The sequence below is a fragment of the Granulicella sp. L46 genome (genome assembly GCF_009765785.1).
Lineage (GTDB): Bacteria > Acidobacteriota > Terriglobia > Terriglobales > Acidobacteriaceae > Granulicella.
This window is the reverse complement of record NZ_LMUT01000009.1, coordinates 282,197-308,924: the sequence shown is the minus strand read 5'-3', so window position 1 is coordinate 308,924 and position 26,728 is coordinate 282,197. Positions and strand designations below refer to the sequence as shown.

21 protein-coding genes are annotated in these 26,728 nt (G+C 60.1%); 9 read left to right on the top strand and 12 right to left on the bottom strand.

Going from position 1 to position 26,728, the window contains the following annotated elements; translation table 11 throughout:
• Positions 1-81: 81 nt before the first annotated feature.
• A complete protein-coding gene (locus tag GSQ80_RS08120; RefSeq protein ID WP_254059517.1) occupies positions 82-540 on the top strand; it encodes a response regulator in 459 nt (152 codons plus the stop codon).
• A 49-nt stretch (positions 541-589) separates the two neighbouring features.
• Here the strand turns inward: GSQ80_RS08120 and GSQ80_RS08115 are convergent, their stop codons facing one another.
• The 4 genes from GSQ80_RS08115 to asnS all read right to left on the bottom strand — a co-directional run bounded on the left by GSQ80_RS08115 (position 590) and on the right by asnS (position 5,435).
• A complete protein-coding gene (locus GSQ80_RS08115; RefSeq protein ID WP_158787133.1) occupies positions 590-1,936 on the bottom strand; it encodes a TROVE domain-containing protein in 1,347 nt (448 codons plus the stop codon).
• Positions 1,937-2,105: 169 nt separating this feature from the next.
• Positions 2,106-2,456, bottom strand: a complete 351-nt coding sequence (locus GSQ80_RS08110) for a hypothetical protein (protein ID WP_254059516.1) — start codon at positions 2,454-2,456, stop codon at positions 2,106-2,108.
• A gap of 958 nt (positions 2,457-3,414) precedes the next feature.
• Positions 3,415-3,975, bottom strand: a complete 561-nt coding sequence (locus GSQ80_RS08105) for an HIRAN domain-containing protein (RefSeq protein WP_158787132.1) — start codon at positions 3,973-3,975, stop codon at positions 3,415-3,417.
• Between the two features lie 104 nt (positions 3,976-4,079).
• The gene (gene asnS / locus GSQ80_RS08100) at positions 4,080-5,435 is read right to left on the bottom strand and encodes an asparagine--tRNA ligase (RefSeq protein ID WP_158787131.1); all 1,356 of its coding nucleotides are present in this window, start codon (positions 5,433-5,435) and stop codon (positions 4,080-4,082) included.
• Between the two features lie 311 nt (positions 5,436-5,746).
• Between asnS and dcp the strand changes: the two genes are divergently transcribed.
• The 3 genes from dcp (at position 5,747) to GSQ80_RS08085 (ending at position 9,567) form a co-directional block, all read left to right on the top strand.
• Positions 5,747-7,927 (top strand): peptidyl-dipeptidase Dcp, encoded by a 2,181-nt coding sequence (gene dcp / locus GSQ80_RS08095; protein WP_254059515.1) that lies wholly within the window; start codon positions 5,747-5,749, stop codon positions 7,925-7,927.
• Between the two features lie 37 nt (positions 7,928-7,964).
• Complete coding sequence (locus GSQ80_RS08090) at positions 7,965-8,771, top strand: SGNH/GDSL hydrolase family protein (RefSeq protein WP_254059514.1); 807 nt, start codon at positions 7,965-7,967, stop codon at positions 8,769-8,771.
• 61 nt (positions 8,772-8,832) lie between these two features.
• Complete coding sequence (locus tag GSQ80_RS08085; protein WP_216850193.1) at positions 8,833-9,567, top strand: site-2 protease family protein; 735 nt, start codon at positions 8,833-8,835, stop codon at positions 9,565-9,567.
• 168 nt (positions 9,568-9,735) lie between these two features.
• Here GSQ80_RS08085 and ggt read toward each other — a convergent pair whose 3' ends face one another.
• Positions 9,736-11,607, bottom strand: a complete 1,872-nt coding sequence (gene ggt, locus GSQ80_RS08080; RefSeq protein WP_254059513.1) for a gamma-glutamyltransferase — start codon at positions 11,605-11,607, stop codon at positions 9,736-9,738.
• A gap of 176 nt (positions 11,608-11,783) precedes the next feature.
• Here ggt and GSQ80_RS08075 point away from each other — a divergent pair, with 176 nt between their 5' ends.
• The gene (locus GSQ80_RS08075) at positions 11,784-12,281 is read left to right on the top strand and encodes an Hsp20/alpha crystallin family protein (protein WP_158787129.1); all 498 of its coding nucleotides are present in this window, start codon (positions 11,784-11,786) and stop codon (positions 12,279-12,281) included.
• Between the two features lie 79 nt (positions 12,282-12,360).
• Here the strand turns inward: GSQ80_RS08075 and GSQ80_RS08070 are convergent, their stop codons facing one another.
• On the bottom strand, positions 12,361-13,053 hold the full coding sequence (locus GSQ80_RS08070; RefSeq protein WP_158787128.1) for a YoaK family protein: 693 nt from the start codon (positions 13,051-13,053) through the stop codon (positions 12,361-12,363).
• Positions 13,054-13,363: 310 nt separating this feature from the next.
• Between GSQ80_RS08070 and clpB the strand changes: the two genes are divergently transcribed.
• Positions 13,364-16,003, top strand: a complete 2,640-nt coding sequence (gene clpB / locus GSQ80_RS08065) for an ATP-dependent chaperone ClpB (RefSeq protein ID WP_158787127.1) — start codon at positions 13,364-13,366, stop codon at positions 16,001-16,003.
• A gap of 12 nt (positions 16,004-16,015) precedes the next feature.
• Here clpB and GSQ80_RS08060 read toward each other — a convergent pair whose 3' ends face one another.
• Genes GSQ80_RS08060 through GSQ80_RS08050 form a run of 3 tightly spaced genes read right to left on the bottom strand, consistent with a single transcriptional unit; the run spans position 16,016 to position 20,372 of the window.
• Positions 16,016-17,704, bottom strand: coding sequence for a hypothetical protein (locus GSQ80_RS08060; RefSeq protein ID WP_158787126.1), 1,689 nt, complete (start codon positions 17,702-17,704; stop codon positions 16,016-16,018).
• Positions 17,705-17,718: 14 nt separating this feature from the next.
• Positions 17,719-19,320: a glycosyltransferase family 39 protein gene (locus GSQ80_RS08055; RefSeq protein ID WP_158787125.1), complete on the bottom strand. Its 1,602-nt coding sequence runs from the start codon at positions 19,318-19,320 to the stop codon at positions 17,719-17,721.
• Complete coding sequence (locus tag GSQ80_RS08050) at positions 19,317-20,372, bottom strand: UbiA prenyltransferase family protein (protein WP_158787124.1); 1,056 nt, start codon at positions 20,370-20,372, stop codon at positions 19,317-19,319. The genes GSQ80_RS08055 and GSQ80_RS08050 overlap by 4 nt, the downstream gene beginning before the upstream one ends.
• A gap of 268 nt (positions 20,373-20,640) precedes the next feature.
• Here GSQ80_RS08050 and GSQ80_RS08045 point away from each other — a divergent pair, with 268 nt between their 5' ends.
• Both GSQ80_RS08045 and GSQ80_RS08040 read left to right on the top strand, forming a co-directional pair.
• Positions 20,641-22,329: an NAD(P)/FAD-dependent oxidoreductase gene (locus GSQ80_RS08045; protein WP_158787123.1), complete on the top strand. Its 1,689-nt coding sequence runs from the start codon at positions 20,641-20,643 to the stop codon at positions 22,327-22,329.
• 63 nt (positions 22,330-22,392) lie between these two features.
• Positions 22,393-22,776 (top strand): hypothetical protein, encoded by a 384-nt coding sequence (locus GSQ80_RS08040; protein WP_158787122.1) that lies wholly within the window; start codon positions 22,393-22,395, stop codon positions 22,774-22,776.
• 16 nt (positions 22,777-22,792) lie between these two features.
• Here GSQ80_RS08040 and GSQ80_RS08035 read toward each other — a convergent pair whose 3' ends face one another.
• On the bottom strand, positions 22,793-23,206 hold the full coding sequence (locus GSQ80_RS08035; RefSeq protein WP_158787121.1) for a TOBE domain-containing protein: 414 nt from the start codon (positions 23,204-23,206) through the stop codon (positions 22,793-22,795).
• A 177-nt stretch (positions 23,207-23,383) separates the two neighbouring features.
• Between GSQ80_RS08035 and GSQ80_RS08030 the strand changes: the two genes are divergently transcribed.
• Positions 23,384-24,877, top strand: a complete 1,494-nt coding sequence (locus GSQ80_RS08030) for a hypothetical protein (protein WP_158787120.1) — start codon at positions 23,384-23,386, stop codon at positions 24,875-24,877.
• Between the two features lie 55 nt (positions 24,878-24,932).
• Here the strand turns inward: GSQ80_RS08030 and folK are convergent, their stop codons facing one another.
• Together folK and lpxC are read right to left on the bottom strand one after the other, a co-directional pair.
• The gene (gene folK, locus GSQ80_RS08025) at positions 24,933-25,403 is read right to left on the bottom strand and encodes a 2-amino-4-hydroxy-6-hydroxymethyldihydropteridine diphosphokinase (protein WP_158787119.1); all 471 of its coding nucleotides are present in this window, start codon (positions 25,401-25,403) and stop codon (positions 24,933-24,935) included.
• 136 nt (positions 25,404-25,539) lie between these two features.
• Positions 25,540-26,493: a UDP-3-O-acyl-N-acetylglucosamine deacetylase gene (gene lpxC / locus GSQ80_RS08020; RefSeq protein WP_158787360.1), complete on the bottom strand. Its 954-nt coding sequence runs from the start codon at positions 26,491-26,493 to the stop codon at positions 25,540-25,542.
• Between the last annotated feature and the right edge of the window lie 235 nt (positions 26,494-26,728).

Genomic DNA, 26,728 nt, shown 5'->3' with positions numbered 1-26,728 from the left:
AACCCATGACAGAACGAGACGCCTAGGGTGTGTTTAGAGGTATCCCCGATGTCCCCAACGTGCGGTTCGGAAGTGGTTTCGATGAGTGAAGTGCCGGTGGACGACGCGGTCGAGATGTTGGTAGAGCGGCCTATCGTTATGGTTGTCGATGATGAGCCGTTGGTGGCGGATACGCTGGCGATGATTTTGACGCATGCAGGTTATCGGGCGGTGCGCGCGTATGACGCGAAGACGGCGCTGGAGATGGCGAGCGTGCGGGCGCCGGATCTGCTGATCAGCGATGTGGCGATGCCGGAGATGAATGGCGTGGAGCTGGCGCTGGGTATGGTCGCGATGGCGCCGGGGTGCAAGGTGGTGCTGTTCTCCGGGCATGCGCGGAGTGTGGATTTGATACGGGCCTATGATGCGGGGCACGACTTTCCTTTGATGGCGAAGCCGATGCATCCGACGGAGATGCTGGGGCAGGTGGCTAAGAGCCTGGCGCAGGTGAGTGTGCGTTCAAGTGTGAATGGCGAGGGGCTTTTCGCGGTCAGCGCGTAGAGGATTTGCGTGCCCGCGCAATGGGGATTGCGCGAGCACGGTTGGTGGGCTAAACCGCGAGCTCTAGTTCGCGGATGTAGTCGATGACGGACTCGCTCCAGCCATCGATGTGGGTCCAGCTTCCATAGCCAACTCCGTTCTTCGCAGAGGCGACGTTGATCACGTATCCGTGGTTGCGGGGTGCGGAGACGCGATCGTGCGACTGCTCGTCGGTGATGACGATGAGGCGGTCGTAGTGCGGGACCTCATCGTGCACGGTTACCAGTGACGCACCGAGATTGGTTCCAAGGTGCGGCTGACTGGCTTCCATCGCATCGCGGAGAGCGAATCCGCGACGAGAGGGAACTAGCTTCGCCGAGTTCGAGAAGGTGAAGATGCTTACCTTCTCGGCGATCTCGCGCAGCAGCACGGCTAGACCGTAGGCTGCGTCGACGCGGTTCATCTCCGAACGGCGGGAGAGCGACGCGATCATGGACCCGGACACGTCGACAAGGAGAACGGTGTGTCCGGCGAGACGCTTTCCTTCGGAAACCGCGCGGAACATTGCGGCCTCGAGTGCCTCTTCCCACTGTGGCGCATGGCGCGCGGCGGCGAGGAAGCGGAACGGGAGGACGCGCTCGGCGTTCATCGCAGCGAGTGCGTTGAGGACGAGGTGTTCCGACACGGCTGCGTCCTTCATGTTGCGAAGGTTGCGCAGGAGGGCGAGGGCGCCGAGCTTGCGCTCGGTGAGCAGACGCTCCCAGGTGTCGCGCTTGGTCTGCGCAGAGGCCGAGACTCCGGAGCTTCCCGAAGCGGAGAGTGCGACCTCCCAGGTGTCGGGAGTGGCGAGCTGTCCGTCGACGAGACGCTTCCAGACGGCGGCCTGCTCGGCGTCACGCGGCTTGGCGTGCGAGAGGAACAGGACGTCGCGGAGACGAACGACGGTGGCGCGATCGTACTTGGCGAGCGCGTATTCGTCGAAGCGCGGGAAGGCGGCGGCTAGACCCTTCTTGACCTGGCCGGAGAGCGGCTGCTTTCCGTCGGCCCAGTAAATGGCTACGAACTCGGAGAGCTCGTCGGCACGCTGGATGACGGAGGCGAGAGTCTCGGACACGAGGCTGCGGTGGGTGGCGTGACGCGCCATCTCGCGAACGAGAAGGAGCGGGACGTGACGCAGCTTCATGGCGGAGCGGGCCTCGATTGCGAGCGCGGCGACGGTGGCGGGCGCGACCTGGGGGACGAGCTCGCGGAGGCGCGACGCGATGGTGGCGCCGGACTCGTAGAACTCGTCTTCCCAGAGCATGCAGGCGAGGACGCTGCGGCGGAGCGACTGCTCCGGGGTGAGGACGGCGGCGGGCGCGCGCTCGTGGGTGCGGGGACGCGCGAGGTGAGAGAGCTTCAGGATGTTTAACTTCATGGCGCACCTCCTTTCAAGGTGGCTGGTGGTGGTACTCGCCGGGGAATGAGTGAAGACGGCGGTGTTGGTCTGAGCTACGCAGCCTGCGGCTGCGGCGGGTTCCCGCGACCTCCGTCCTTGCGGACGGCGCTCTACGAAGTAGCTGTCTTCTTCGCCACCGGCGAATGGGTTAGTCGTCGTCGTACTCATCGTCATCGTCGGTGGTGCCTACGGTGACTTTTACGGACTCCTGAAAGCCGATGCCGGTGCGGAAGCCGGCGGGCTTGAGGGTCTTGGGTTCGACGTGGATGGCGAGCTTCTGCATCTGGTTGTAGCTCGGCCGATTTTTGTCGTAGTAACGCGTGCACTCGTAGATATTGAAGGGCACGGTTAAGTACGGGTCCGGGTTATGGCAGATGGTGAGTAACTCGGACTCGCGGAAGCCCGACATAATCTGCGCATAACTACAGGTTTTGCATAAGGAGTCGGAGCCTATCGGCGTTCCTCCTTTGATGTATGGCCTGCCCATTGCAAGCTTCACTTTCTATCCAGAGTTACTGGATGGTTTTATAGGCCGGGGAATAAGTCGAGGACAGTAATTAGGTGCTCTGCCACTGAGCTACACAGACTTACGTCCGCGGCAGGATTCGAACCTGCGACCTCCCGCTTAACAGGCGAAGTAACTGTACTCTGCGCCACCGGCCTAACTTGATTTTCTGCGCTCACTGCAGACGCGGGTTTGCGGCTGCGTGGAGAGCGCAGTTCTGTCAGGGAATAATCCTTCAAGGCGTGAGTGGGATTCGAACCCAGCCCTTGCGGGACCTACCGAGAAGTAGCCATGAAGTGCGCCACTGACAGAGGGGTTCCTGAGGGAACGAGCGACGACAGTGTTGGTCGAGGTTTGAGCGAAGTAACTATCGTCAACGCCACTCAGGAGTTAGTTAGGTTGTTGGGTTTGTGCGTAGGTGTAGCGTTACCAGCTTTGAGCTGCAATAAACAAAGCCCGGCGATCGCCGCAGAGATTGCTCTCTGGGGACCTACGCATCGTGTTGTGCGATTTGTAATTCATCGGGCTTCTCCTACGCAGGTGTTACTTTGCCAGTTATAAAGATTTAATGCAAGGGAATTATTGGATATTGCTGGGATTATTTTTGTAAGTGGATTTAGAAACTGGATTGGGGAAAGCAATTTAGTCGTTCCGGCTTCGCCTGCACTCCGACCTTCGGCAGAGTGGTGCGCGCTTTGCGCGGGCTGGTTTATGGCACGGAGACCCAAGGCTAAAGCCTTGGGCTACCAGCTGTGCCCCTTCGAGGGTTGGTGAGAAAGGGTTGAGGGGTAGGGGTGAGGTGGACGGACTCGGGGTCCTTCGGCTGCGCTCAGGATGACAGGGGTTTTGGGTGGGTCGGAGATGGGCTGTGCTGGTCGCGCTCGTCGCGTGATAACCACTAGAGGCAAGAGCACAAAGGGTGTGTATGGCGAAGTTTTCGCACTGTTGTTCTTCAGCAGCTATGGATAGCAATTACTAAGGCAAGCAGCAGTAATCCGGCAATAGTCAGCACCGCCCATCTTGGAAGCGTTTCTAATGGGGCTTGCGGTTCGATACGTTTGTAATCCGGGTAGTGCTTCGCTAGAAATTCAGGCCCGCTTAGACCTGGTGTGGATGAAGCATTGTCAGTCAGCTTGTTGTATCGGACCATACATACAACGACACCCCAATGGGTGGTGCCATCTTCATGAAGCACCCTGCGAACATAGGACCGCCAGCGCACGTCCTGTTTCATGCTGCGCGTAACGTCTCCCGCGAGACGCGCGTCGAGATATCCGGCGCCCCTGCCATCCTCAGTGCAAACGAGAATTGCGTTTGGATCGTAGATGTTCGTGGGTTCCCTACGTAGCTTCAACTCTTGACCTTGAATTAAAGTCTTGATGACATTTTTTCGACTGGTGCGATCGGGGTTCAGATGACTGACTCCGACGAGTTTGACGTAAAAATATCGATCTACTGAAGCGCCAAGCGGTTGCAGGACCTTCAGCTCGAATAATCTATCTTCCAGATCCATCGCGGCGGCCCCTAAGCTGTTTGTAAAGCCCTTCGGCTAACTTCTGTTCAAAGTTCAGCGTTTCTCCACTTTGTATAGCAACGATTTGCGGATTTCCAGGTAAATCACGGGTAGATGCGGTTGAGGGTGCGGGCGAAGGGGATGGTTTCGCGGACGTGTTCTAGGCCGCAGATCCAGGCTACGCAGCGCTCTATGCCCATGCCGAATCCTGAGTGGGGGACGCTGCCGTATTTTCTTAGGTCGAGGTACCACTGGAAGGCTGCCATGGGGAGGTTGTGGCTTTCGATGCGGGATTTTAAGAGGTCGTAGTCGTCTACGCGTTGGCTGCCGCCGATGATTTCACCGTAGCCTTCGGGGGCGAGGACGTCTACGCAGAGAGCCTTGGTGGGGTCTTGCGGGTCGGGCTGCATGTAGAAGGCTTTGACTGCGGCGGGGTAGCGGTGGACCATGACGGGCTTGGTGAATTGGGAGCTGATGAAGGTCTCGTCGGGGCTGCCGAAGTCGTCGCCGTATTGGTGGACGGTTTCGATGAGGCCTTTATCGTGGGCGTCGACTAGCATGGCGTGGGCTTCGTCGTAGGTCAAACGTGGAAAGGGCGAAGGGGCGATGACGGCTTCCAGCTTGGTTACGTCTTTGCCGATGGTCTTGAGGTCGGCGGTGTGGAGCTCGAGGACGCGGGTGACGATGTGGGTGAGAAAGGCTTCGGCGAGGGACATGAGGCCGTCGAGGTCCATGTAGGTGACCTCGGGCTCGATCATCCAGAACTCGGTGAGGTGGCGGCGGGTCTTGGATTTTTCGGCGCGGAAGGTGGGGCCGAAGCTGTAGACGCGGCCTAGCGCCATGGCGGTGGCTTCGATGTAGAGCTGGCCGGATTGGGTGAGGTAGGCCTTGTCGTCGCCGAAGTAGTCCATCTCGAAGAGCTCGGAGGTGCCTTCGCAGGCGTTGGGGGTGAGGATGGGTGGATCGGTGCGGATGAAGCCGTTGGTGTCGAAGTATTTGGCTGCGGCACGCATGATCGTCGCGCGGATGCGGAGGATGGAGGACTGGCGGGGGGTGCGGATCCAGAGGTGGCGGTTCTCCATGAGGAAGTCGACGCCGGCTTCCTTGAGCTGGATGGGGTAGGGGGTTTCGTCGGGGATGCGCTGGGTGATGGTGACGTCGTCGACGTCGAGCTCGAAGCCGGAGGGGGCGCGGGCGTCGGCACGGACGCGGCCGGTGACGACGAGGGAGGATTCGAGGGTGAGGGACTTGAGGGTTTCGAATACATGCTCGGGGACGGCGGCTTTGGGGACGATGCCCTGGATGGTGCCGGTGCCGTCGCGGAAGATGGGAAAGAGAAGCTTGCCGGAGGCGCGGAGATTGTAGAGCCAGCCGCGGAGAGTGACGGATTGGCCTTCGTGCTTGCCGATGTCGGCGATGGTGGTGATGGGGGAGGGGGCGGAAGAGGTTTCGATGGGCATGCAGATATAGTTTACGCGGGAAGAACGGGCGCTCGCTGCGCGAGCGAGAAGCAGGTTCCTCGCTGCGCTCGGAATGACAATTTCCTTCAGAAATTGTCAAAGAAAGGCAAGGGCAGAAGTCAATACAGGGGTCTCTCCACTCCCCTTCGACCGCGCTCAGGGTTCGGTCGAGATGACGGAAGTGTGTGGGGACGGACAGGCTCATACATTGCTGGGAATGACAGACGGAAGGCAAATCCCCGGGGTGAGCGACGAAAGAGGTTGTGTTGGGGAGGGGGTGCGGCGTAGGGTCGGAGAATAGGAGCTCTGCGATGATGAAGCGGTTGGAGAGGATGTGCGTATTGGCGATGGCAGGAGCGATGGCGGCGGCGGGTGCGAGTGCGCAGAGTGGGGCGCCGAATGGAGGCGGGGCGTTTGGGCCGTCGAATCCTTTTTATGCGGAGAGCAAGCTGCCGTTTCAGGCGCCACCGTTTAACAAGATCAAGGATTCGGATTACCAGCCGGCGATTGAGGCGGGGATTGCGCAGGCGCTGAAGGAGAATGAGGCGATTGCGGATAATCCGGCGGCGCCTACGTTCGATAACACGATTGTGGCGATGGAGAAGGCGGGACAGCTGCTGAATCGCGTGACGCTGGTGTTCTTTGGGGTGACGCAGGCGAATACGAATGACACGCTGCAGAAGGTGCAGGATGTCGAGACACCGAAGCTGGCGGCGCTGCAGGATGCGATCTATCTGAACAACAAATTGTTTGCGCGGGTGCAGAAGGTGTATGACGCGCGCGCGACGTTGAAGCTGGATGCCGAGTCGCTGCGGTTGGTGGAGGTGGATTATCGCCAGTTCGTGAAGGCGGGCGCGAAGTTGAACGATGCGGATAAGGCGAAGCTGAAGAAGTTGAATGAAGAAGATGCAGTGCTGTCGAACACGTTTATGAACAAGCTGCTGGCGGGGACGAAGGCTGCGGCGTATGTGACGACGGACAAGTCGAAGCTGGCGGGGTTGAGCGACGCGCAGGTGCAGGCAGCACAGTTGGCGGCGAAGGAGCGGGGGACGGCGGGGTATGTGATTCCGCTGCAGAACACGACGCAGCAACCGGACCTGACGTTCATGAGCAATCGCGATGCGCGGAAGGCGATGTTTGATGACTCGTGGACGAGGACCGAGCGTAATGATGCGAATGACACGCGTGCGACGATCGCGCGTTTGGCGCAGGTGAGAGCGACGAAGGCGAAGCTGCTGGGGTTCCCGAATTATGCGGCGTGGGTGCTGCAGGACCAGATGGCGAAGACTCCTGAGGCGGCGCAGAAGTTTATGGATGCACTGGTGGGGCCGGCGACGGCGAGGGCTAAGAGCGAGCAGGCGGAGATTCAGGCACTGATCGATAAACAAAATGCGGGCAAGGGTAGCGGGATGGCGAGTGGCAGTTTCCAGGTGCAGCCCTGGGACTGGAATTTTTATGCGGAGCAGGTGAGGAAGGCGAAGTATGACCTGGATGATTCGCAGGTGAAGCCGTACTTTGAGCTGAATCGCGTGCTGCAGGATGGCGTTTTCTATGCGGCCAATCAGCTGTATGGGTTGACGTTCCAGGAGCGTAAGGACATCCCGGTGTATCAGCCGGATGTGAAGGTCTTTGAGGTGTTCGATGCGAATGGCAAGCCGCTGGCGCTGGCTTACTTTGACTACTTCAAGCGCGACAACAAGGCGGGTGGGGCGTGGATGAGTAATTTTGTGGGGCAGTCGACGCTGCTGAAGACGCTGCCGGTGATTTATAACGTGGCAAACTTCCAGAAGCCGGCGCCGGGACAGCCTGCGCTGATTAGCTTCTCCGATGTGACGACGATGTTCCACGAGTTTGGGCATGGGCTGCATGGAATGTTTGCGAACACGATGTATCCGAGCTTGTCGGGCACGAGCACGCCGCGCGACTTTGTGGAGTTTCCGTCGCAGTTCAATGAGCACTGGGCTAGCTATCCGGCGGTGTTCAAGCATTATGCGCTGCATTACAAGACGGGAGCACCGATGCCGGATGATCTCGTGGCGAAGATCAAGAAGTCGGCGAAGTTCGACCAGGGATATTTAGTGACCGAGGCACTGGCGGCGGCGCAGTTGGATATGCAGTGGCATACGCTGCCGGCGACGGCTCCGCTCGAGAATGTGGATGACTTTGAGAAAGCGGCGTTGACCAAGGTGCATTTGAATCTGGCGGCGGTGCCACCGCGGTATCGGTCGAGCTACTTTTTGCATATCTGGGCGAATGGATATGCGGCTGGGTATTATGCCTACTCGTGGACGCAGATGCTGGATGATGCGGCGTACCAGTGGTTCGAGGATCATGGCGGGTTGACTCGGGCGAATGGCGACCGGTTCCGGACGATGGTGCTCTCGCGCGGGAATACGCAGGATTTGGACAAGATGTATTCGACGTGGCTGGGCGCGCAGCCGACCGTTGCGCCGATGCTGAAGGATCTTGGATTGGTGGATGACGGGAAGTAGCGAGCCGAGCTGACTGTCGAAAGTTGAAGGAGCACTGATGCGCTGGATGGTTGGTGTGGTGGCGGCAGGGATGGCGATGAGTATGACGACGGGTGCGCAGACGAGTGTGCCCCCGCCGCCGGCGGCACAGGTTACGAATCCTGCTGCGGCTCCAACGCCGCCCGCAGCCCAAGTAGCGTCGGGGAGTGAGGCGAAGATGGAGGCGGACAATGCCAAGATGAAGGCGGAGTTGCAGGATTGGGCGCAGCTGGGGCGGTATCGCGAGGCAGACCAGGCGCTGCCGGCGGAGGCTGCGGGGAGAGTGGTGTTCTATGGGGACTCGATTACGGATGCGTGGGAGTATAACGGCGGGTCATTCTTTCCGGGGAAGCCTTATGTGAATCGGGGGATCAGCGGGCAGACGACGCCGCAGATGCTGGTGCGGTTTCGGCAGGATGTGGTGGCGTTGCATCCGGAGACAGTGGTGATCCTGGCAGGGACGAACGATATTGCGGGGAATACGGGGCCGTCGACACTGGAGATGATTGAGGACAATTTTAAGGGGATGGTGGAGATTGCGCAGGCGAATGGGATTCGCGTGATTCTGGCGTCTACGCTGCCGGCGGCGCAGTATCCGTGGCGGCCGTCGGTTGCCGGGGTGCCGCAGACGATTGAGGCTCTGAATGCCTGGCTGAAAGATTATTGCGGGCAGGAGAAGCTTACGTATTTGGATTACTGGACTGCTATGGCTGGGCCGGATGGTGGGATGAAGCCGGGGATTAGTAAGGATGGGGTGCATCCGAATGCGGCGGGGTATGCGATTATGCAGCCGATGGCGGAGGCGGCGATCGCGGCGGGGAAGTAGGAGTGGATAACGTTGCCGAGGTTCTGCGTTGTGGCTTTGAGGGTAGACTTGTCGCGAAGCCATGCCCTTGATTAACGTAGCCACGCTTTTGGTGAAACCGGCCGCGACGACGGTGTTCAAAGACGTCGCTTCTTTGGTAGCGGTGTGGCTCGCGTTCTATGCAGCGTACGTTTTACTAGTCGCCGTCCATGAAAGCGGTCACCTCGTTGTGGGGATAGCTTGTGGATTCCGCGTCAAGGAGTTCAGAGTTAGTTGCCTGCGTTGGCAAACAAGGTGGGATCTTGATTGGCGGGGCATGAACGTGTTGTCCGGATGGGTCAACATGCAACTGACACGTCCTGACGACATGATGCGGCTGCGACACCTTCTCTTTGTAACGGCGGGTCCGTTGGCCAACCTTGTTTTCGCAGCGCTGCTTTATCCGATCGCGGCTCGTCAGAGCACGTTGGGAGGGATCGCCAAATACCTCTTTGTGGGAAGCACCCTTCTCGCCGTCGCTAGTCTGATTCCGATTAAAGCACGCAAACTAAAGAGCGATGGCTTGCAGATTCTCAGCACACTGTTCGATCGCAAGGGGTTTGAGACATTGCGCTTTCACATTCGCTGTCATGAAGCGGCGCCTATTTTGCAAGAGCTTCGAGATAGGGGCGACTGGGCGGGCGTAAAAGAATTGACAGAGCGGCTGCTGGCTCTTTCTGCCAGCATTCGCGCGAAACAAGAGGTTGTGCAAAGGCTCAACACGATCCTGCTCTTTGCGAATGGTCGATTGGCGGAGACCGCGACCGCAGCGAAGTAGTGGCGCGGGAGAACGGGCGCTTGCTGCGCAAGCGAGAAGCAGGTTCCTCGCTGCGCTCGGAATGACAGCCAGAAAAGCAAGTGCAGAAGCAAGTGCAAAGCAAAAACAAAAGCAGATCCCTGCGGGATGACAGCCAGAAAAACAAAGGCAATGAGGGACTTGGCAGAGCTAGTAGCCGGCGGCTTTGCCGAAGTGGTGGCGGTGGTCCTGGCCGCCTAGGAGTTCGCCGGTGGTGGGGTCTACGGCTATTAGTTCGCTGTCGCCCCAGACGCCTTGGGATTTTTCGTCGAACTCTGCGGCTCGGCGGGTGGTGTAGCCGCGGGCTTTCATGGCTTCGACGGCGGGGATGGAGAAGGCTTTTTCGAATTGGAGGACGTCGGGGAGGTATTGGTGGTGGAAGCGGGGAGCGTCGGCTGCGGATTGGATGTTGAGCCCGTTGTCGACGACGCTGATGAGGTCGTTGGCTACGGTGGTCATGATGGTGGAGCCGCCGGGGGAGCCCAGGACTAAGCGGAGTTTGCCGGGACGCGTGGGCGTTGGGGTTGAGCCGGGTTTGGCGATGGGACCGTAGAGGTCGGTGATGGGTGGATCGCTGATGATGGTGGGCGACATGCAGGATAGAGGGCGATGGCCGGGGGCGATGGCGTTGGCTGCGCTTTGGATGAGGCCGAAGGCGTTGGGGGTGTTGGGCTTGGAGGTGAAGTCGTCCATCTCGTCGTTGAGGAGGAAGCCGAGGGGGTCGACGGTGACGCCGGAGCCGAAGCCGAAGTTGAGGGTGTAGGTGTTGGAGACGGCGTTGCCGTCGGCGTCGACTATGGAGAAGTGGGTGGTCTCGTTGTCTTCTTTCTGGGGGTGGAGGATGGTGGTGGGGTCGGGGAGATAGCCGGCGGGGCGGACTAGGTCGGCGGACGAGGTGGGCTTGAGGGGGTCGATGGTCTTGCGCCAGGCGTCGGCGTAGTAGGGTTGGGCCATTTCGGCGAGGGGCAGGGTGTTGAAGTCGGGGTCACCAAGGTAGTCGGTGCGATCCATGTAGGCGCGGCGGAAGGCTTCGGTGATGTAGTGGACTTGGTCGGGGCTGCGGTCGGGGCCGATTTTGGGGAGGTTGTAGCCGCTGAGGATGTTGAGAATTTCGATGAGGGCGATGCCGCCGGAGCTGGGCGGGGGCGAGGTGAGGACTTCGAGGCCGTGGTAGGAGCCGACTAGCGGGGTGCGCTCTTTGACTTCGTAGTGGGCGAGATCTTTGGCGGTGATGAGGCCCTGGTTGGCGGCTTCGAAGGCGGCTATCTGGGCGGCTAGCTTGCCGTGGTAGAAGCTGGTCGGGTCGGCGGCGATCTGGGTGAGGGTGTTGGCGAGCTCGGGCTGCTTGAAGGTTTCGCCGGCTTTGTAGAAGTTGCCGTCGCGCTGGAAGATGCGGTGGGAGGCGGGGAATTGGGTGAGGTTGGGGGACTGGAGGTTGGCGGCTTCTTCGGCGGAGAGGACGTAGCCGTCGCGGGCGAGGCGGATGGCAGGGGCCATGACTTTGGCTAGGGTGAGGCGGCCGAAGTGGGCTTCGGCGTAGGCGAGGCCGGCGACCGTGCCGGGGACTCCTGAGGCGTGGGGGCCGGTGATGGAGGCCTGGGGGATGATGTTGCCCTGGGCGTCGAGGTACATGTTGGCGCTGGCGGCGGCGGGGGCCTCTTCGCGGTAATCGAGGAAGACCGGGCTGCCGTGCTTGAGGGCGGCGTCTTTTCCGATGCCGCGGGCGCTTGAGGGGCGGATGAGCATGAAGCCGCCGCCGCCGATGTTGCCGGCGGCGGGGTAGACGACGGCGAGGGCGAAGCCGACAGCTACGGCCGCGTCGACGGCGTTGCCGCCCTGGTGGAGGATTTCGACGCCGGCGTCGGTGGCGTCGTGGTGGATGGAGACGACCATCGCGTGGGGCGCGCGGGTGGGGGTTTCAGCTAGGTAATCGACGGGGGTCGGGGCGGGGACCTGGGCGAAACTGGCGACGGATGGGGCAAGGAATAGAGATACGGCAACGAGCGCCAGGGCTGATCGCACGGAATGGCCTCCTGAGATGGAGTCAGGATACCTTGAGCGGGTGGTTGGGTGGCCGTCGAGCAAGTGAGTGAGCTTCTGTCACATTTTATGCAACTCTTGCGCTATACTTGCGTCTAAGGTAGTGCGGAGTTCGGGAAGACCGGACTCCTACTCAATGAAATCAAGGAGATAGGGCGATGACTTTGACTCGGTTTGTTCCCTTTCGTAGTGGTTTGAATGATGTGGCTGTGTTGCAGAATCGGCTGAACTCGATTTTTCAGGACTTTGCCCGGCCGGAAGAGGCGTCTGAGGCGTTGGTTGCCGGGAACTTTGTTCCGGCGGTGGATGTGTACGAGGATGCCCACAAGCTGGTGTTGAAGCTTGAGGTTCCGGGAATTCGTCGCGAGGACCTGGATATTCGGGTGGAAGGGCGGACGCTGACGGTAAAGGGCGAGCGCAAGTTCGAAAGCGAGGAAAAGGAAGAGAATTTTCATCGCATTGAGCGTCGTTTCGGGAGCTTTATGCGCAGCTTCACCCTACCTTCGACGGTGAACACGGAGAAGGTCGAGGCGACGAGCGCGGATGGGGTGGTGAGCATCTCGTTTGCGAAGAAGGCTGAGGCTCAACCGAAGCAGATCCAGGTACAGGTTGCGCCGGCGGCTCAGAAGCAGGTTGAGGCGAACGCGAAGGCGTAAGAAGGTTTGAAGAGCATAAGAAGTTAGAAGCGAATGCCTTGGGGCGGGCCCGATTGAAGAGCGGGCTCGCCCACTTTTTTCATCTGGCGGAGGTGGAGTGAAGGCGGAAGAGGGTGAGGAGGAGTACGGCGACCAGCGGTAGATCGATGAGCCAGAGGGTGTGGTTGTAGAGATGCGAGGAGAGGATGGCGCCGGCGATGGCGCCGCCGAGGAAGGCGAGGACGATGCAGGAAAGTTCGCGGAATTTGCGCAGTCCGGCTTTGCGTTTTGCGGGGGTGAGGGCGTCATATAAGCCATCGACCGCGGTGCGGAGGTTGCTGGTGATGAAGGTGGAGTTGTAGGCGTAGGTATCGACTTGGCGGAAGCTGGTGATCTGGTACGCGGCGACGATGGAGATGATGGGAACGAAGGCGAGGTCGGGGAAGTGGCCGGGAAGGAATGAGGCGACGAAGAGTGCCGAGATTTCGCAGATGAGGCCTACGGTGACCGCGTGATGCTTGAGGGATTTGTCGAGAAGGTTGGCGAAGAAGATGCCGGTGATGAAGCCGAAGATGGGCAGGAGATGACGGAGGGCCTGGGCGTAGTCGTGATGCAGGATGGCGACGCCGAGGAGGACACCATTGCCGGTCATGGCGGCGGCGAAGACGTGGCCGTGGTTGAGGTAGATGAAGGCGTCGAGTGAGCCGCCGGTGATGGCGAGAAGGATGGCGGAGAGAAGAGAGCCGGCTACCTGGTGTTCGGCGGTTGAAGAGTTGGTTTGGGAGTTGGGCATGGGCATTGGCTTGATTCGCTTGGGCGGTTCGATGCGAGGGATGCGGTTCTGGAGGTCGATGAGTGGCGAAGAGCTTTTAGCTTTTGGCTGATGGCGAGAACGGGAGACAGCAGGTTCCTCGCGGAGCTCGGAATGACAATTTCTTTTAGAAATTGTCAAAGAAAGGCAACGGCAAGGGCAAGAGAAGAAGCAGATTCCCGATGGGAATGACAGAAAGAAAAGCAACGGCTAGAGAGAAAGCAACGGCAGGAAAGAAAAGCGACGGCGAGAAAAAACAACGGCATGAGGCTAGTTGGAACAGGAGAGAACGATGGCGATTAAATGGGATAAGTTTACGGTGAAGTCGCAGGAGGCGCTGCAGGTGGCGCAGGGGAGTGCGGCGGAGAATGGGAATCCTGAGGTGCTGCCGCTGCATTTGATGGCGGCGCTGCTGGAGGATAAAGAGGGCGTGGTGCGTCCGGTGCTGGAGAAGGTGGGCGTGGCGGTGCCGCAGTTGCAGTCGAATGTGCATGCGGCGATTGCGAAGTTGCCGAAGGTGCAGGGGGCGGCGCAGCAGCCGGGCTTGAGTGCGTCGCTGACCAAGGTGCTGGATGGCGCGTTCAAAGAGGCCGAGAACTTTAAGGATGAGTATGTGTCGACGGAGCATCTGCTGCTGTCGTTGGCGAAACAGAAGAACGAGCCGGTGCAGATGGCGCTGGCGGCTGAGGGTGCGGACTATGCGGCGATCCTGAAGGCGCTGCAGGCGGTGCGTGGATCACAGCGGGTGACGGACCAGAATCCTGAAGGGAAGTTTCAGGCGCTGGAGAAGTATGCGAAGGATCTGACCGAGATGGCGCGGCGCGGGAAGCTTGATCCAGTGATTGGGCGCGACGAAGAGATTCGGCGGGTGATCCAGGTGCTGAGCCGGCGGACGAAGAATAATCCGGTGCTGATTGGCGAGCCGGGTGTGGGTAAGACCGCGATCGTTGAAGGGTTGGCGCGAAGGATTTTTCAGGGAGATGTGCCGGAGGTGTTGCGGGAGAAGCGCGTGATCTCGTTGGATCTGGGATCGATGCTGGCTGGCGCGAAGTTTCGCGGAGAGTTTGAAGAGCGCCTGAAGGCAGTGTTGAAGGAGATTGAGGAGTCGAATGGGCAGATTATTTTGTTCATCGACGAACTGCATACGCTGGTAGGTGCGGGCGCGGCGGAAGGCGCGATTGACGCTAGCAACATGTTGAAGCCGGCGCTGGCTCGGGGAGAGCTGCGGGCGATTGGCGCTACGACGTTGAATGAGTATCGGAAGTACATCGAGAAAGATGCGGCGTTGGAGCGGCGGTTTCAGATTGTGTATGTGGGCGAACCGAATGTTGAGGACACGATTGCGATTTTGCGCGGGCTGAGGGAGCGGTACGAGATGCACCACAAGGTGCGGATCAAGGACTCGGCGATTGTGGCGGCGGCGGAGCTGAGTCATCGATATATTTCGGATCGATTTTTGCCGGATAAGGCGATTGATCTTGTGGATGAGGCGGCGGCGGCGCTGGCGATTCAGATTGGGTCGGTGCCGGTGGAGATTGATGATCTCGAGCGGCGCGCTACTTCGCTGGAGATCGAGCGCAATGCGTTGAAGCGCGAGGACGATGTGAATTCGCGCGAACGGCTGGTGGAGGTGGACCGCGAGCTTGCTGAGGTAAAGGAGCACGCGGCGGGTTTGCGCGCGCGATGGCAGAAGGAGAAGGGCGCTATCGGCGAGATTGCGACACTGAAGGAGCGGCTGGAGCAGATGCGCTTTGAGGCTACCGAGGCTACGCGCAAGGGTGATCTGCAGCGCGCGGCGGAGTTGCAGTATGGCGAGATTCCGAAGACGGAGAAAGAGCTGGCGGAGTTGACGGCTACGCAGGATGCGAGCGTGGCCGATGCGAAGGCGGGCGGAAGTGCGTCGCGGCTGCTGAAGGAGGAGGTCGACGAGGAAGATATTGCGAGGATCGTTTCCAAGTGGACGGGCATTCCTGTGTCGAAGATGTTGGAAGGCGAGGTGCAAAAGCTGACGCAGATGGAGCAGCGGCTGCGCGAGCGCGTGGTTGGTCAGGATGAGGCGCTGGTGGTTGTGGCGAATGCGATTCGACGTTCGCGCGCCGGGCTTAGCGATCCGAAGCGGCCGATTGGGAGCTTCATTTTTCTTGGGCCTACGGGCGTTGGAAAGACGGAGACGGCGAGGGCGCTGGCGGAGTTCTTATTCGATGATGATCAGGCGATGGTGCGCATCGATATGAGCGAGTACATGGAGAAGCATGCGGTGGCACGGTTGATTGGCGCGCCTCCGGGATATGTTGGCTTCGATGAAGGCGGGCAGCTGACGGAGGCGGTGCGACGGCGGCCGTATGCGGTGGTGTTGTTCGACGAGATCGAGAAGGCGCATCCGGATGTGTTCAATGTGCTGCTGCAGGTGTTGGATGATGGGCGGCTGACGGACTCGAAGGGAAGGACTGTGGACTTCAAGAACACGGTGCTGATCATGACGTCGAATATTGGCGCGGGGCAGTTAGCGACGGCCTGGGCCGAGGGCGAGGATGGGTTCGAGGATGCGAAGGCTCGCGTGATGGATGAGCTGAGGAAGCATTTTCGGCCGGAGTTTCTAAATCGCGTGGACGATATTGTGGTGTTCCATCCTCTGGGCGAGAGTCAGCTTACGCATATTGTGGATCTGCGGCTGAAGGATCTGCAGAAGATGCTGGTGGATCGGCACATTACGCTGGAGCTGACGGATGCGGCGCGCGAGGCGATCTTCAAGGCTGGATATGATCGCGCGTATGGAGCTCGGCCGTTGAAGCGGGCGATTCAGCGGATGGTGCAGGACAAGCTGGCGATGAAGATTCTTGACGGCAGCGTGCTGCATGGTGACCACGTGGTGGTGGATGCAGGCGCGGAGGGGCTGGAGTTCAAGGTCCAGCACTCCGCGGTTGCGGTGTGAGGATGTGGTCGACTAGTCGTTGGGGACGCTGTGCTGGAGGCCGCTCCAGGTTACGGAGTGGACGAGGTAGTCGGAGGGGTTGGTGCCGGGGTAGAGGTGTGACCAGAAGATATTGAGCTGGTCTTCGATCTGCGGGCGGGCGGATGAGTCCTTGCGGACAGCTACGCCGAAGTTGCCGGCGCCTGCGTAGAGATCGTATTGAGCGAGGAAGGCGGGATCGGAGAACATGATGCCGCGCTGGTAGGTGTAGTCGTTGTGGGGCATCCAAATGAGATCTGGCTTGCGGGCGAGGAAGCGGCTCATGTTGAAGCCGTGGAGAGCGATGTCGGTGTCGTTGAGGCCGGCGAGGTCGATGACATTGAGCCTGGAGGCGCGTTCGCCGAGGTAGCCGACTTCGGAGGAGGCGACGGTAATGCCTGGGGGGAGTGGGGCGATGAGGTCGTCGGTGACGGCGAGCATCATGGTCTTCCAGTCGGTGTTGGGGAGCGGGGCGCTGGCGGTGATGTTGAACTGGGCGGGGACGTACACGTCGTGGCGGCCGTGTCCGTGATGGCGGAATTTGGCCTTTACAGCCTCGGATGAGAACACGAGGAAGAAGAGCAACATGACGGCGGTGAGCGCGCCACGGTTGCGCAGGGTGTGGCGGGACCATGCGTCGGAGTCGGTGGTGGGGATGGTGAGCCAGCGATCAAGGATGAGGATTGCGGGAACGATGATGAGCGGGGAGTACGGAACGTAGTAACGGCTGTAGAAGCCCATGATCTGGGTGACCGTGCCGAGGTAGGCGACCATCAGGAGGACGGGTAGGAGGCAGGCGAGGACCAGGCGCACATCACGACGGCGAGCGAGCAGGATGAGGGCAGCAAGAAAGAGTTGCAGCGCGGTGAGGAAGGCGATCAACAGCAGGCTGGGATACCAGACGCCGCCATAGCCGAGGTAGGCGTGACCGCCTTTCATGTAGACGCTGAGAGGGACGGGCGTGCCGAAGTAAAGCTGGCAGGCGATGAGTTCGATGAGTACGCCGGCGAAGAAGACGCTGTAGAGCGTGAGAAGCGACTTGAGTGCGGGGCGCGGGTGCTCGAGCAGAAGCCAGAGGAGCAGAGGAAGCAGGACGGTGATGAGTGCGGACTCGGGGCGGGCGAGGAAGAGGAGCAGGCCGATGGCGCCAGGGATTGCAGGGGATATCCGACCGGCTCGCCAGAGGAGGGTGAGGCCGACGAAGAGGGCGCAGAGCGTGGTGGCGAGCGTGGTCTCCATGCCGTTGAACTGGTTGCCCTGGAATAAGGGTGAGGCGAAGAGCGGGACGGCGATGAGGGCGAGGGCGCGCAGCGGGCTGCGTAGCCAGTCACTTTGCGCATTGGCGGTGACGGCCCAGGCCATGGCGAGGACGGCGGCGATGGAGAAGAACCAGGAGCCGAGGATGAGCTGCGTCCATGGGTCGGTGGGGATGTAGCTGAGGATGACGGCGCAGAAGCTCCAGAGGAGCGAAGTGGGGCCGTAGGTGTGGACGCTGTCGAGGTTCCAGGAGAAGCCGAAGCCGTGGCGGATGTTGCGGGCATAGCGGAGGAACATGTACGCGTCGTCGAAGGCGAGCGGGTCGCGGCGAAAGAGCATGAACTTCTGGATGGAGGTGGCGGCGGCCTCGGCAAGGAGCAGTGCGGCTGCAATGTTGACGAGTCGATGCTTTCCGGGGCGATCCATGTCAAACCTCTGGCTTAGTGGGCCGTGCTGATTTCCATAGTACGGTTTGGCTGGGACCATTGGACAGCGACGGCTTGGCCACCGAAAGAAGGGCCAAGCGGGGTGACTGTTGCGTGCTCTGAGGCGGCAGCCTGGTCAGTCCAATTCCAGCCGTCCTGCCACTGGATGAGGAGATGTGGGCCAGGTGCTGTTATCAACTGATCGTAATTTATGGCAGGCAGCGTGGTGAAGTGCTGGAGATTGTTTGCGGAGATGGAGTACGTGTCGTGCTTGAGGAAGAAGATTTCGCGCTGAGAGTTGTAAAGGAGGGTGATGCGGGCGCGGAGAGCGGGATCGGGGGTGTAGTAGGAGTCGACGAAGAAGTTGCCCAGGCTCTGCTCATAGATCGGTGCGGTAGGATTCGCGGCAAGCGCGGTGGCGAGGGCGGGGGAGGGTTGCAGGCTCGCGAGAATGGCGAGAGAGGCGCGGTGCTCCTGAAGGATGTTGTGGGTGTTGATGACGAGGGCCGCTGCTGCGATGAAGGTGAGAGCGGAGTAGTAGAAGGTGTTGCTGCGTAGTCTGCGCTCGAGCACGATGCCGAAGGTGGCGGCGAAGGCGATGAGCGCTGCGATGACGTAGCGGACCTCCATGGTGTGGGTGACGAAGCGGCCGAGGAGGTATCCAAAGAGGGGCAGGAGAGCCATCGATAAGAGGGCGATCCAGGTGTAGGCGTGCTCGGTGGGCGGGCGGCGCTTGAAGCGCTGGTAGGCGGCGTAAGCGAGGGCTAGGGTGAGAACGACCATTGCGGCCGCGGCGAGCTTTTGGAGGGGCATCGGCCAGGTGGTGTAGCGGAGGAAGAGTTCGCGATAGCCCTGGCTGATGTTGCGGATGTTAACGCCAGTGATGTAGTAGTGCTGGCGGTAGACCATGAGGGCGCGCTGGAAGGGAAGGATGAGGACTACGGAGGCTAAGCCGAGTGCGAGGGCGGTGAGGACGCCGAAGTCGAGGCGCTTGCGGATGTAGGTGCGGGAGAGTTCGCCGAGGGAGACGGGGATGAGGATGAGGACGCCGAAGTAGTGGCTGGTGATGGCGAGGGCGATGGAGAGGGTGAGGCCGGCGAGGGAGATGATGCGGTTGCGGGGGATATCGTCGTCGAGCGTGGCGAGTTGCCAGCAGAGGAGGCTGAGGGCGTAGAGGCCGAGGAGCAGGCCGTAGGGGCGGCCTTCGACGGAGTAGCGGAAGCTGGCGGTGAGGAGGGGGACCGCCATGGCGATGATTGCGGAGCGGTCTCCGGCGAGGCGGCGGACGAAGAAGAAGAGGCAGAGCTGGAAGAGCAGGAAGCCGGCGAGAGCGGGCAGGCGCAAGGCGATTGCGTTGCGCCCGAGGATGTCCATGCAGAGATGTGAGAGCAGGTGATAGGTGGGGGGGTCGAGGGAGATGGGGTGGTGAAGCTGGACGAGGATGACTTGCTTAAAGGTGGCTACGCCGTCGGAGTAGAAAGAGAGGAACTCGTCGTTCCACATAAGGCGCACGTGCGACCAGACGAGCGAAAGTGCGGTGGAGAGAAGAAGGAACAGGGCGAGCAATGGGTAGGAGCGGGAGGGGGTCTTCGGAGACGAAGCCGTTTGTTGCCTCATGCGTGTTCTATCTCCACGAGGTGCACGGTGGGGAGAGAGGGGCTTTGTCGTTTCGATGAGGTGGGCGCGGGAGCCGTGGAGGGCGGAAGCGTGGGCCCGAAGAATTGTTCGAGGCGCGGCATACGAATGAAGAGGAGAAGTCCCATGACGATGACCGTGGTAGCGAAGGAGGCCATGAGGAGGGGCTCGCGATAGAGTTTCTCGGGGTTCTGGACGGCGCTTTCGGGTTTGAAAGAGAGCTTGAGATAGATGGCCATGGTGAACGCGACGAAGGGAAAGCCGAGGATGAGCTCGATGCGATAGCGGATGATGAAGGCGCCGAGGAAGAGCATCGCGGTGGAGGCGTAGAAGACTACGGAGACGAGGAGAGATTCCGGGGTGTAGCGCTTGAAGGAGGCGCGGTAGGAGCCGGCGAGAGCGTGGTCGCCGGACTTGTGTAGCTCGGAGAGCTCGCTGAAGCGCTTGAGCGCCATGAAGTAGCAGCCGATCATCCAGTAGGCGATGAGGAGTGAGACCGGCGGGATGAGGACGCTCGTTACGGCGTACCAGCCGAGCAACATGCGCAGCGGGTTATTGATGGATTCGGTGAGGACGTCGAGGTAGGGAACGTCTTTGGAGCGGATGGGCGGGAAGTTGTAGATGCAGCCCATGATCCAGAGGATGAGGGCCATGAGGGCGAACATCTTCGAGATGGTGAGGCCGATGGCGACGCCGGCGATCATCATGAGAAGCCACTGGATGTAGGCGGCGGGGATACTGACGAGGCCGCGGGCGGCAGGGCGGTTTTTCTTGATGGGATGAAGGCGATCGAAGGGCGCGTCGAGGACTTCGTTGATGACGTAGTTGCTGCAGGCGACGAGGGTGATGGAGACGAAGGCCAAAACGAGGGTCTTGACGAGGTGGAGATTGAAGAGGGAGGGATCGACGCTGAGGGGGACGATGACGCCGGGGAGGACGAAGAGGTTCTTGATGGAGTGATCGAGGCGCGCGATGGCGAGGTGGGCGCGGAGCCGCTCTCCGAACGGAATTCTGGTGGGCTCACTTTGAGACATCGGCAAGGGGCTCCGGGCGGCGGTAGTTGCTGGCGCTGGCAGCATCAGTATAGCGTGCATCGATTTAGATGCCGTGAGCGTGGAGAGGAGCGAAGAGACGAGCCTGCGGTAGGGGCGGACGATATACTGACAGTTCCGCTTATCGACGCTGAAGGGGCACCGACCCGCGGGATGAGGGTGCATGTGGATGGAGCGCAGGCATGGCGTTGCGTTGAATGATGAAGAGAAAGTTGCGGGCCGGATGGGTTCCGGTGCGTTGGTGCGTTAGATGAAGAAGGCGATCGTGATCGGCGCGGGACCGGCGGGGCTGACGGCGGCGCTGGAGTTTCTGCGCAAGACGGATGTGCAGCCGATTGTGCTGGAGGCGTCGGAGGAGATTGGGGGGATCTCGCGGACGATTCGGTATAAGGGCAATCGGATGGACATTGGGGGGCACAGGTTTTTTTCGAAGAGCGACCGGGTGATGCAATGGTGGATGGACTTGATGCCGGTGGAGTCGGATGAGGGTGCGGCGGAGATTAGTTACCAGGGGCAGCAGCGGACGGTGGCTGTGCCGGTTGCGGTAGAGGAAGAGCCTCCGTTGCGTGGGATGGGGCCGTTGAAGGTGGGGGACACGGGCGAGGATGTGAGTGCGGAGGAGTTGGCGGAGCATGCGCCGATCGTGACCGTGGTGGGTGCGGCGGCTCCTGAGAGTGACGACCTGGTGATGCTGGTGAGGCCGCGGAAGAGCCGGATTTATTATCTGCGGAAGTTTTTTGATTATCCGATTAAGCTGAGTGGAACGACTGTGTCGAACCTGGGGCCGGTGCGGATGGTGAAGATCGGCTTGAGTTATGTGATGAGCCGCTTGCGGCCGATTAAGGAAGAGAAGAGCCTTGAGGATTTCTTGATCAATCGGTTTGGGCGTGAACTTTACCTGACGTTTTTCAAGAGTTATACGGAGAAGGTTTGGGGGACGCCTTGCGACACGATCTCGGCGGAGTGGGGTGCGCAGAGGATCAAAGGATTGAGTTTGACGACTGCGCTGAAACACTTTGTGAGGAAGATGTTTTCGCCGCGCGCGACGACGGAGGGTGGGAAGGATATTGCGCAGAAGGGGACGGATACTTCGCTGATTGAGCGGTTCTTGTATCCGAAGTTTGGGCCGGGGCAGTTGTGGGAGCATGTTGCGGAGAAGGTTGTCGCGATGGGCGGCGAGATCGCCATGGGGTGGAACGTGGTTGGGTTGGAGGTTGAGGGCACGCGTGTGGTGGCGGTCGAGGCGGTGAATGCTGGGGGGGAGACTCGGCGGTTTGAGGGGGACTATTTTTTGTCGACGATGCCGATGCGCGATTTGGTGCGGGCGCTGAAGGTTGAGGTTCCTGGAAATGTGCGCGAGGTTAGCGAGGGACTGCAGTATCGGGACTTTATTACGGTGGGCGTGCTGGCGAATAAGCTGGATGTTACGGAGTCGGATAAGACGCGCATACGGGATACTTGGATTTATATCCAGGAGCCGGACGTATTGCTGGGGCGGCTGCAGATTTTTAATAACTGGAGTCCTTATATGGTGGCTGATCCAGCGAAGGTTTGGATTGGGCTTGAGTATTTCTGCTATGAGACCGATGCGCTGTGGACGATGCCGGACGAAGAGCTGAAGAAATTTGCGGCGGGAGAGTTGGAGAAGATTGGGATATTGAAGACGGCGGAGGTGTTGGATGCGCACGTGGTTCGAGTGCCGAAGACGTATCCGGCGTACTTTGGGACCTATGATCGCTTTGACGAGCTTAGGACGTGGATGGATCGTTTTGAGAACTTGTTCCTGGTGGGGAGGAATGGGATGCACAAGTACAACAATCAGGACCACTCGATGCTGACGGCGATGGCGGTGGTGGATGGGATTGCGACGGGGTATGTCGATAAGGATGCGGTGTGGGGGATTAATTCGGAGCAGGAGTATCACGAGGAGAAGAAGTAGTTGTTAGTTCTCAGTTGTTAGTTCTCAGTTGGTATTTGAATCGCTGATTTCAGGGAGGTTGGATTGAGGAAGCTTATTTTGTTGCTGGTGGTCGTGGCCGTGGTGTTTGTGGTTTGGAATAGGCAGCGGCTGTATGTGCGGGATCCGCTGGGGTCGGTTGTGCGCGATGGGGTGAAGGAGCAGGGCGCGCAGGTATTGATCAACTATTCGAATGACGTGTTGCTGCAGAACTATAACGCGCCAATGTATGTGACGTTGATCCAGCATGGTGACCGTGTGGGGACGCCGGTGGAGATGCACTGCGTGGCGTATGTGGCGTGCCTGCTGGATGCGGATGTGCCGGCGTTTCTGGTTACGGATGAGGGAGCGAAGGTAGCGACGATGACGGGCAAGTTGGTGGAGTATCGGGACTCGAAGGGGCGCGATACGGTGGTGACGCTGCGATGATTGCGGCGCTGATGAACTAGACGCGGACGATCATGACCTCGGTGGATTTGATGAGGGCACCGGCGGTCTGGCCTTTGCGGAGCTGCATCTCGCGGGCGGCGTCGGAGGTGATGATGGAAGTGATCTGCTGGTCGCCGATTTTGAGGCTGACTTGCGCGAGGAGGCCGCTGATTTTTACCTGCGTGATGGTGCCCACAAGTTGATTGCGGCCGCTGACGTTGCGGAAGCGTTCGCGTGAGGTTTTGCGGGCGGTGGTGGGTTTGGATTTCATGAGCGGGTTGAGGGCGCTTTGGGGGATGCGGTGGTGTCCTCCGGGGGTCTTGATGGTCTTGAGGGTGCCGGCGAGGATCCATTGTTTTAATGTCGGATAGCTGACACCCAGAGCGGCTGCGGCTTCACGGGGTTTTAGTAGAACGTCTACGTCTGACATAAATTTCGTCTCCTGAAGATCTGATCAAGCAAATCGGCGCATAGAGTACATCCAAAAATCGTTATGTAAAATCGTATACATATGCAAACGAATCGCTGGTCATTTGATCTCTCGCGGTGCGGACGCTTTGGCTGCGCGTCGGCACTTCTTTCTGTCTGTTTGATTTTGGGCGCTGGGATGGCGAAGGCGCAACAGGCGGGAACGCAGAAGGCATCTTCGCCGAAGACCCCGGACCCCTGCACAAGCGGACACGAGTTCGCTGCCACAGATTGCTCGCTAACGTGGCATGGCATCACCGTGTACGGGGCGTATGACATTGGCCTGGGCTGGGTTAGCCACGGTCTGCCGGTGAATGGCTACAACTACGAGGGCGAGTCATTGGTGAATCGGAATGGGTATCAACACCGGTTTCTCGTTGCACCGAACAACCTGCAGCAGACAGGTTTTGGGATTCGCGGCAAAGTAGAGTTTCACCCGGACTGGTATGTGGTCTTCAACGCTTCCAGTGGCATCAATCCGAATTCCGGCTTGTTGGCTAACGCGTCAAAGACTGACATCGTTAATAACGGGCTTCCCAGGGCCAGCTATTCGATGGCGATTGACGGTGCGCGCGCGGGGCAGGTCTTCAATGACGAATACTATGGCGGGATATCGTCCACGATTTTCGGAACGGTGACGTTCGGTCGGCAACGCTCTCTGGGTACGGATGTGATGCTTGTTACCGATCCTGCGGGCGGCGGCTATGCCTTCTCGTACATCGGGTATAACGGCACGATGTCGGGCGGCGGCGATACCGAGGACAGCCGCTGGGATGATGCGATGAAGTATCGGCTTGTTTATGGGCCCGTTCATCTCGCCGCGATGTATAAATTTGCTGATGGGAATGGCGGCTGCTTCTCGGCCTCCGCGACGTGGACTGCCGCCAACTGTACACCGGAGACGGCGCATAACAATGCGTATGGCGGGGACCTTGGCGGGGTGTTTGGCAAGTTCCTGGCCGACGCTGTCTACCAGCATTACAACCAGGCGATCAGCGTGTTGAACCCGTTGCTGGGGCCTCAGAGTTTGGCGGCGCCGTATCAGTCGACCACGAATAGCATCAATACGAACCCGATCACCGGGGCGAATCTGATCCCGACGAGCGACACGGTCTACGGCATCGTGACCGACAACAACGCCATCATGGGTGCTGGCAAATATAACGGGGAGATCTTCAAGTTCTATGCCGGGTTCGAATACATCTGGCAGAACAATCCGCACAACCCGTTAGGCGTTGGTGCTTCGGACCAGGGCGGCTACATCATGAGCGGTGTCGAAGACAACAATCTTGATACGGAAAAGATCCTGAGGGTTTGGTGGACCGGCGTGAAGTACGCTTACGACGACAAGACGGATATCACGTTTGCCTGGTATGAGCAGTTGCAGAACAACTTCCGTACTCCGCAGACGTGCTCGGTTGAAGCGGGCTTCCGCGCTTCCTGCGCCGGCGCTCTTAACGAGGGTTCACTGTATATGGATCATCATTTCACCAAGCGCTTCGATGGTTTTGCCGGGCTTGCCTATTCCTTCGTTTATGGCGGCATGGCCATCGCCATTCCTCATGGCCCGGGCGTGCCCTATCTGCACAACAGCAACTTTGCTCCGACGATCGGTGGTCGTTTCACCTTCTGATCGTGGAGGAGATTCACTTGAGCCCCAGCTGAGGTTATGGCTGGGGCTTTTTGTTTTATGCGGGGAGGTTGGCGAGGAGATCCGCGATGGTGCGGTGGAGGGTGGGGTGTTGAAGGCCGGGGGCGATTTCGGCTAAGGGGGCGAGGACGAAGCGGCGTTCGTGAAGCGCGGGGTGGGGGAGGGTTAGCTCGGGGGTTTGGACTGTGAGGTCTTCGACGAGGAGTAGGTCGAGGTCGATGATGCGGGGGCCTTTGGGAGGTGCGGTGGAACGGTCGCGGCCCATGGCGTGCTCGATGGCGAGCAGTTGGTGGAGGAGGTCGATGGGGGTGAGGTTGGTTTCGAGCAGGGCGGCTGCGTTGAGGAAGCGCGGCTGATCGAGATAGCCGACGGGGTCGGTGGCGTGGAAGGTGGAGACGGCGATGACATGGCCGAGGTCGGCGAGGCGGGTGAGGGCCGTATGGAGGTTGGCTTCGGGAGGGCCGTAGGCGGAGGGGAGGTTGGAGCCGAGGGCGATGGCGGCGATCATGCGCGACTGTCCCGGGTGTGGTGGCTGAAAAGGGCGTGAGGTAAGGGCGGGGCGAAGTTTTTCGGGGTCCTTCGACTGCGCTGCGCTCCGCTCAGGATGACAGATGTTTGAAAGACGATGTCTTGGAGAAGCGGTGTCAGACTTGTTGCCATGCGAGGGAGGACACAGATTCTCTCGTTGCTGCCTTAACTTCGGCGGCTTCGGAACGGTGAGTTAGTTCCCAGGCGGAGCGGTCGTGGAGGAGCTTTTGGACGAGGGCGGTGTGCATGGCGTGGCCGGCCCGCTCGGCGACGACGCGGCCCCAGATGCGGCGGCCGGCGAGGGCGAGATCGCCGATGAGATCGAGGACTTTGTGGCGGACGAACTCGTCGGGGAAACGGAGGGGTCCATTGAGGACGGTGCCGGGGTGGGTGGGGGTGGTGCGGGTGACGATGATGGCGGAGTCGTCGGATACGCCGCGGATGAGGCCCATGTCGCGGAGCATGGCTTCGTCTTCTTTGAAGCCGAAGGTGCGGGCGGGAGCGATGAGGTCGGCGTAGGCTCCGGCTTCGAGGTCGCCGCTGAAGGTATCGTGGCCGATGGGTTCCGGGAAGTCGATGGCGTAGTGGATGGAGTAGCCGTCGCCGGGATAGACGCCGATGAATTTGTCGCCGGAGGGAGAATTTTCGCGGACCTCGACAGGCTTGAGGATGCGGAGGTATTCACGCTTGCGGCGCTGGCGCTTGAGGCCGGTGGCGAGGATGGCGGAGACGTAGGGGAGGGAGCTGCCGTCGAGGATGGGGACCTCGAGGTTGTCGATTTCGACGATGACGTTGTCGACGCCGAGGCCGATGAGGGCGGAGAGAAGGTGCTCGGTGGTTTGGATGAGGACGCCCTGGCGCATGAGCGAGGTGGCGTAGGAGACGCGCGCCACGTTGCGGCCGGTAGCGGGAATTTCGAAGTTGTCGAGGTCGGAGCGGCGGAAGACGATGCCGGAGCCGGCGGGTGCGGGGACGAGGCGCATGGAGACGGCGGCGCCGGAGTGCAGACCCACTCCCTGGAAATCCAGTGGGGTGTGGATGGTGTGCTCGAGTTGTGGATTCGTAGACAGCAGAATATCTCGCGAAATGTACCGCAAATGAAGGGTATACCTGGATTACGAAAAGTAAAGTGTGGCAAATTTGCCACAGGTCGTCGGCGTGGTGCGGGGTGGGAGATGCGGGGATTAGCGAGTCGCGGTAGGGTATTGCCATGAGAATGATGGATTTGGAGCGGGTTGTTTCGGCTGGCGAAGGGCGGCTGAGGGCGCGGCTGCGGGAGTTGGTGGAGGTGGAATCGCCGAGCGA

Coding starts and splice junctions, on each gene's coding strand:
- GSQ80_RS08120 (WP_254059517.1), top strand. CDS start 82: ATGAGTGAAGTGCCGGTGGACGACGCGGTCGAGATGTTGGTAGAGCGG.
- GSQ80_RS08115 (WP_158787133.1), bottom strand. CDS start 1,936: ATGAAGTTAAACATCCTGAAGCTCTCTCACCTCGCGCGTCCCCGCACC.
- GSQ80_RS08105 (WP_158787132.1), bottom strand. CDS start 3,975: ATGGATCTGGAAGATAGATTATTCGAGCTGAAGGTCCTGCAACCGCTT.
- asnS (WP_158787131.1), bottom strand. CDS start 5,435: ATGCCCATCGAAACCTCTTCCGCCCCCTCCCCCATCACCACCATCGCC.
- dcp (WP_254059515.1), top strand. CDS start 5,747: ATGATGAAGCGGTTGGAGAGGATGTGCGTATTGGCGATGGCAGGAGCG.
- GSQ80_RS08090 (WP_254059514.1), top strand. CDS start 7,965: ATGCGCTGGATGGTTGGTGTGGTGGCGGCAGGGATGGCGATGAGTATG.
- GSQ80_RS08085 (WP_216850193.1), top strand. CDS start 8,833: ATGCCCTTGATTAACGTAGCCACGCTTTTGGTGAAACCGGCCGCGACG.
- GSQ80_RS08075 (WP_158787129.1), top strand. CDS start 11,784: ATGACTTTGACTCGGTTTGTTCCCTTTCGTAGTGGTTTGAATGATGTG.
- GSQ80_RS08070 (WP_158787128.1), bottom strand. CDS start 13,053: ATGCCCAACTCCCAAACCAACTCTTCAACCGCCGAACACCAGGTAGCC.
- clpB (WP_158787127.1), top strand. CDS start 13,364: ATGGCGATTAAATGGGATAAGTTTACGGTGAAGTCGCAGGAGGCGCTG.
- GSQ80_RS08060 (WP_158787126.1), bottom strand. CDS start 17,704: ATGGATCGCCCCGGAAAGCATCGACTCGTCAACATTGCAGCCGCACTG.
- GSQ80_RS08055 (WP_158787125.1), bottom strand. CDS start 19,320: ATGAGGCAACAAACGGCTTCGTCTCCGAAGACCCCCTCCCGCTCCTAC.
- GSQ80_RS08050 (WP_158787124.1), bottom strand. CDS start 20,372: ATGTCTCAAAGTGAGCCCACCAGAATTCCGTTCGGAGAGCGGCTCCGC.
- GSQ80_RS08045 (WP_158787123.1), top strand. CDS start 20,641: ATGAAGAAGGCGATCGTGATCGGCGCGGGACCGGCGGGGCTGACGGCG.
- GSQ80_RS08035 (WP_158787121.1), bottom strand. CDS start 23,206: ATGTCAGACGTAGACGTTCTACTAAAACCCCGTGAAGCCGCAGCCGCT.
- GSQ80_RS08030 (WP_158787120.1), top strand. CDS start 23,384: ATGGCGAAGGCGCAACAGGCGGGAACGCAGAAGGCATCTTCGCCGAAG.
- folK (WP_158787119.1), bottom strand. CDS start 25,403: ATGATCGCCGCCATCGCCCTCGGCTCCAACCTCCCCTCCGCCTACGGC.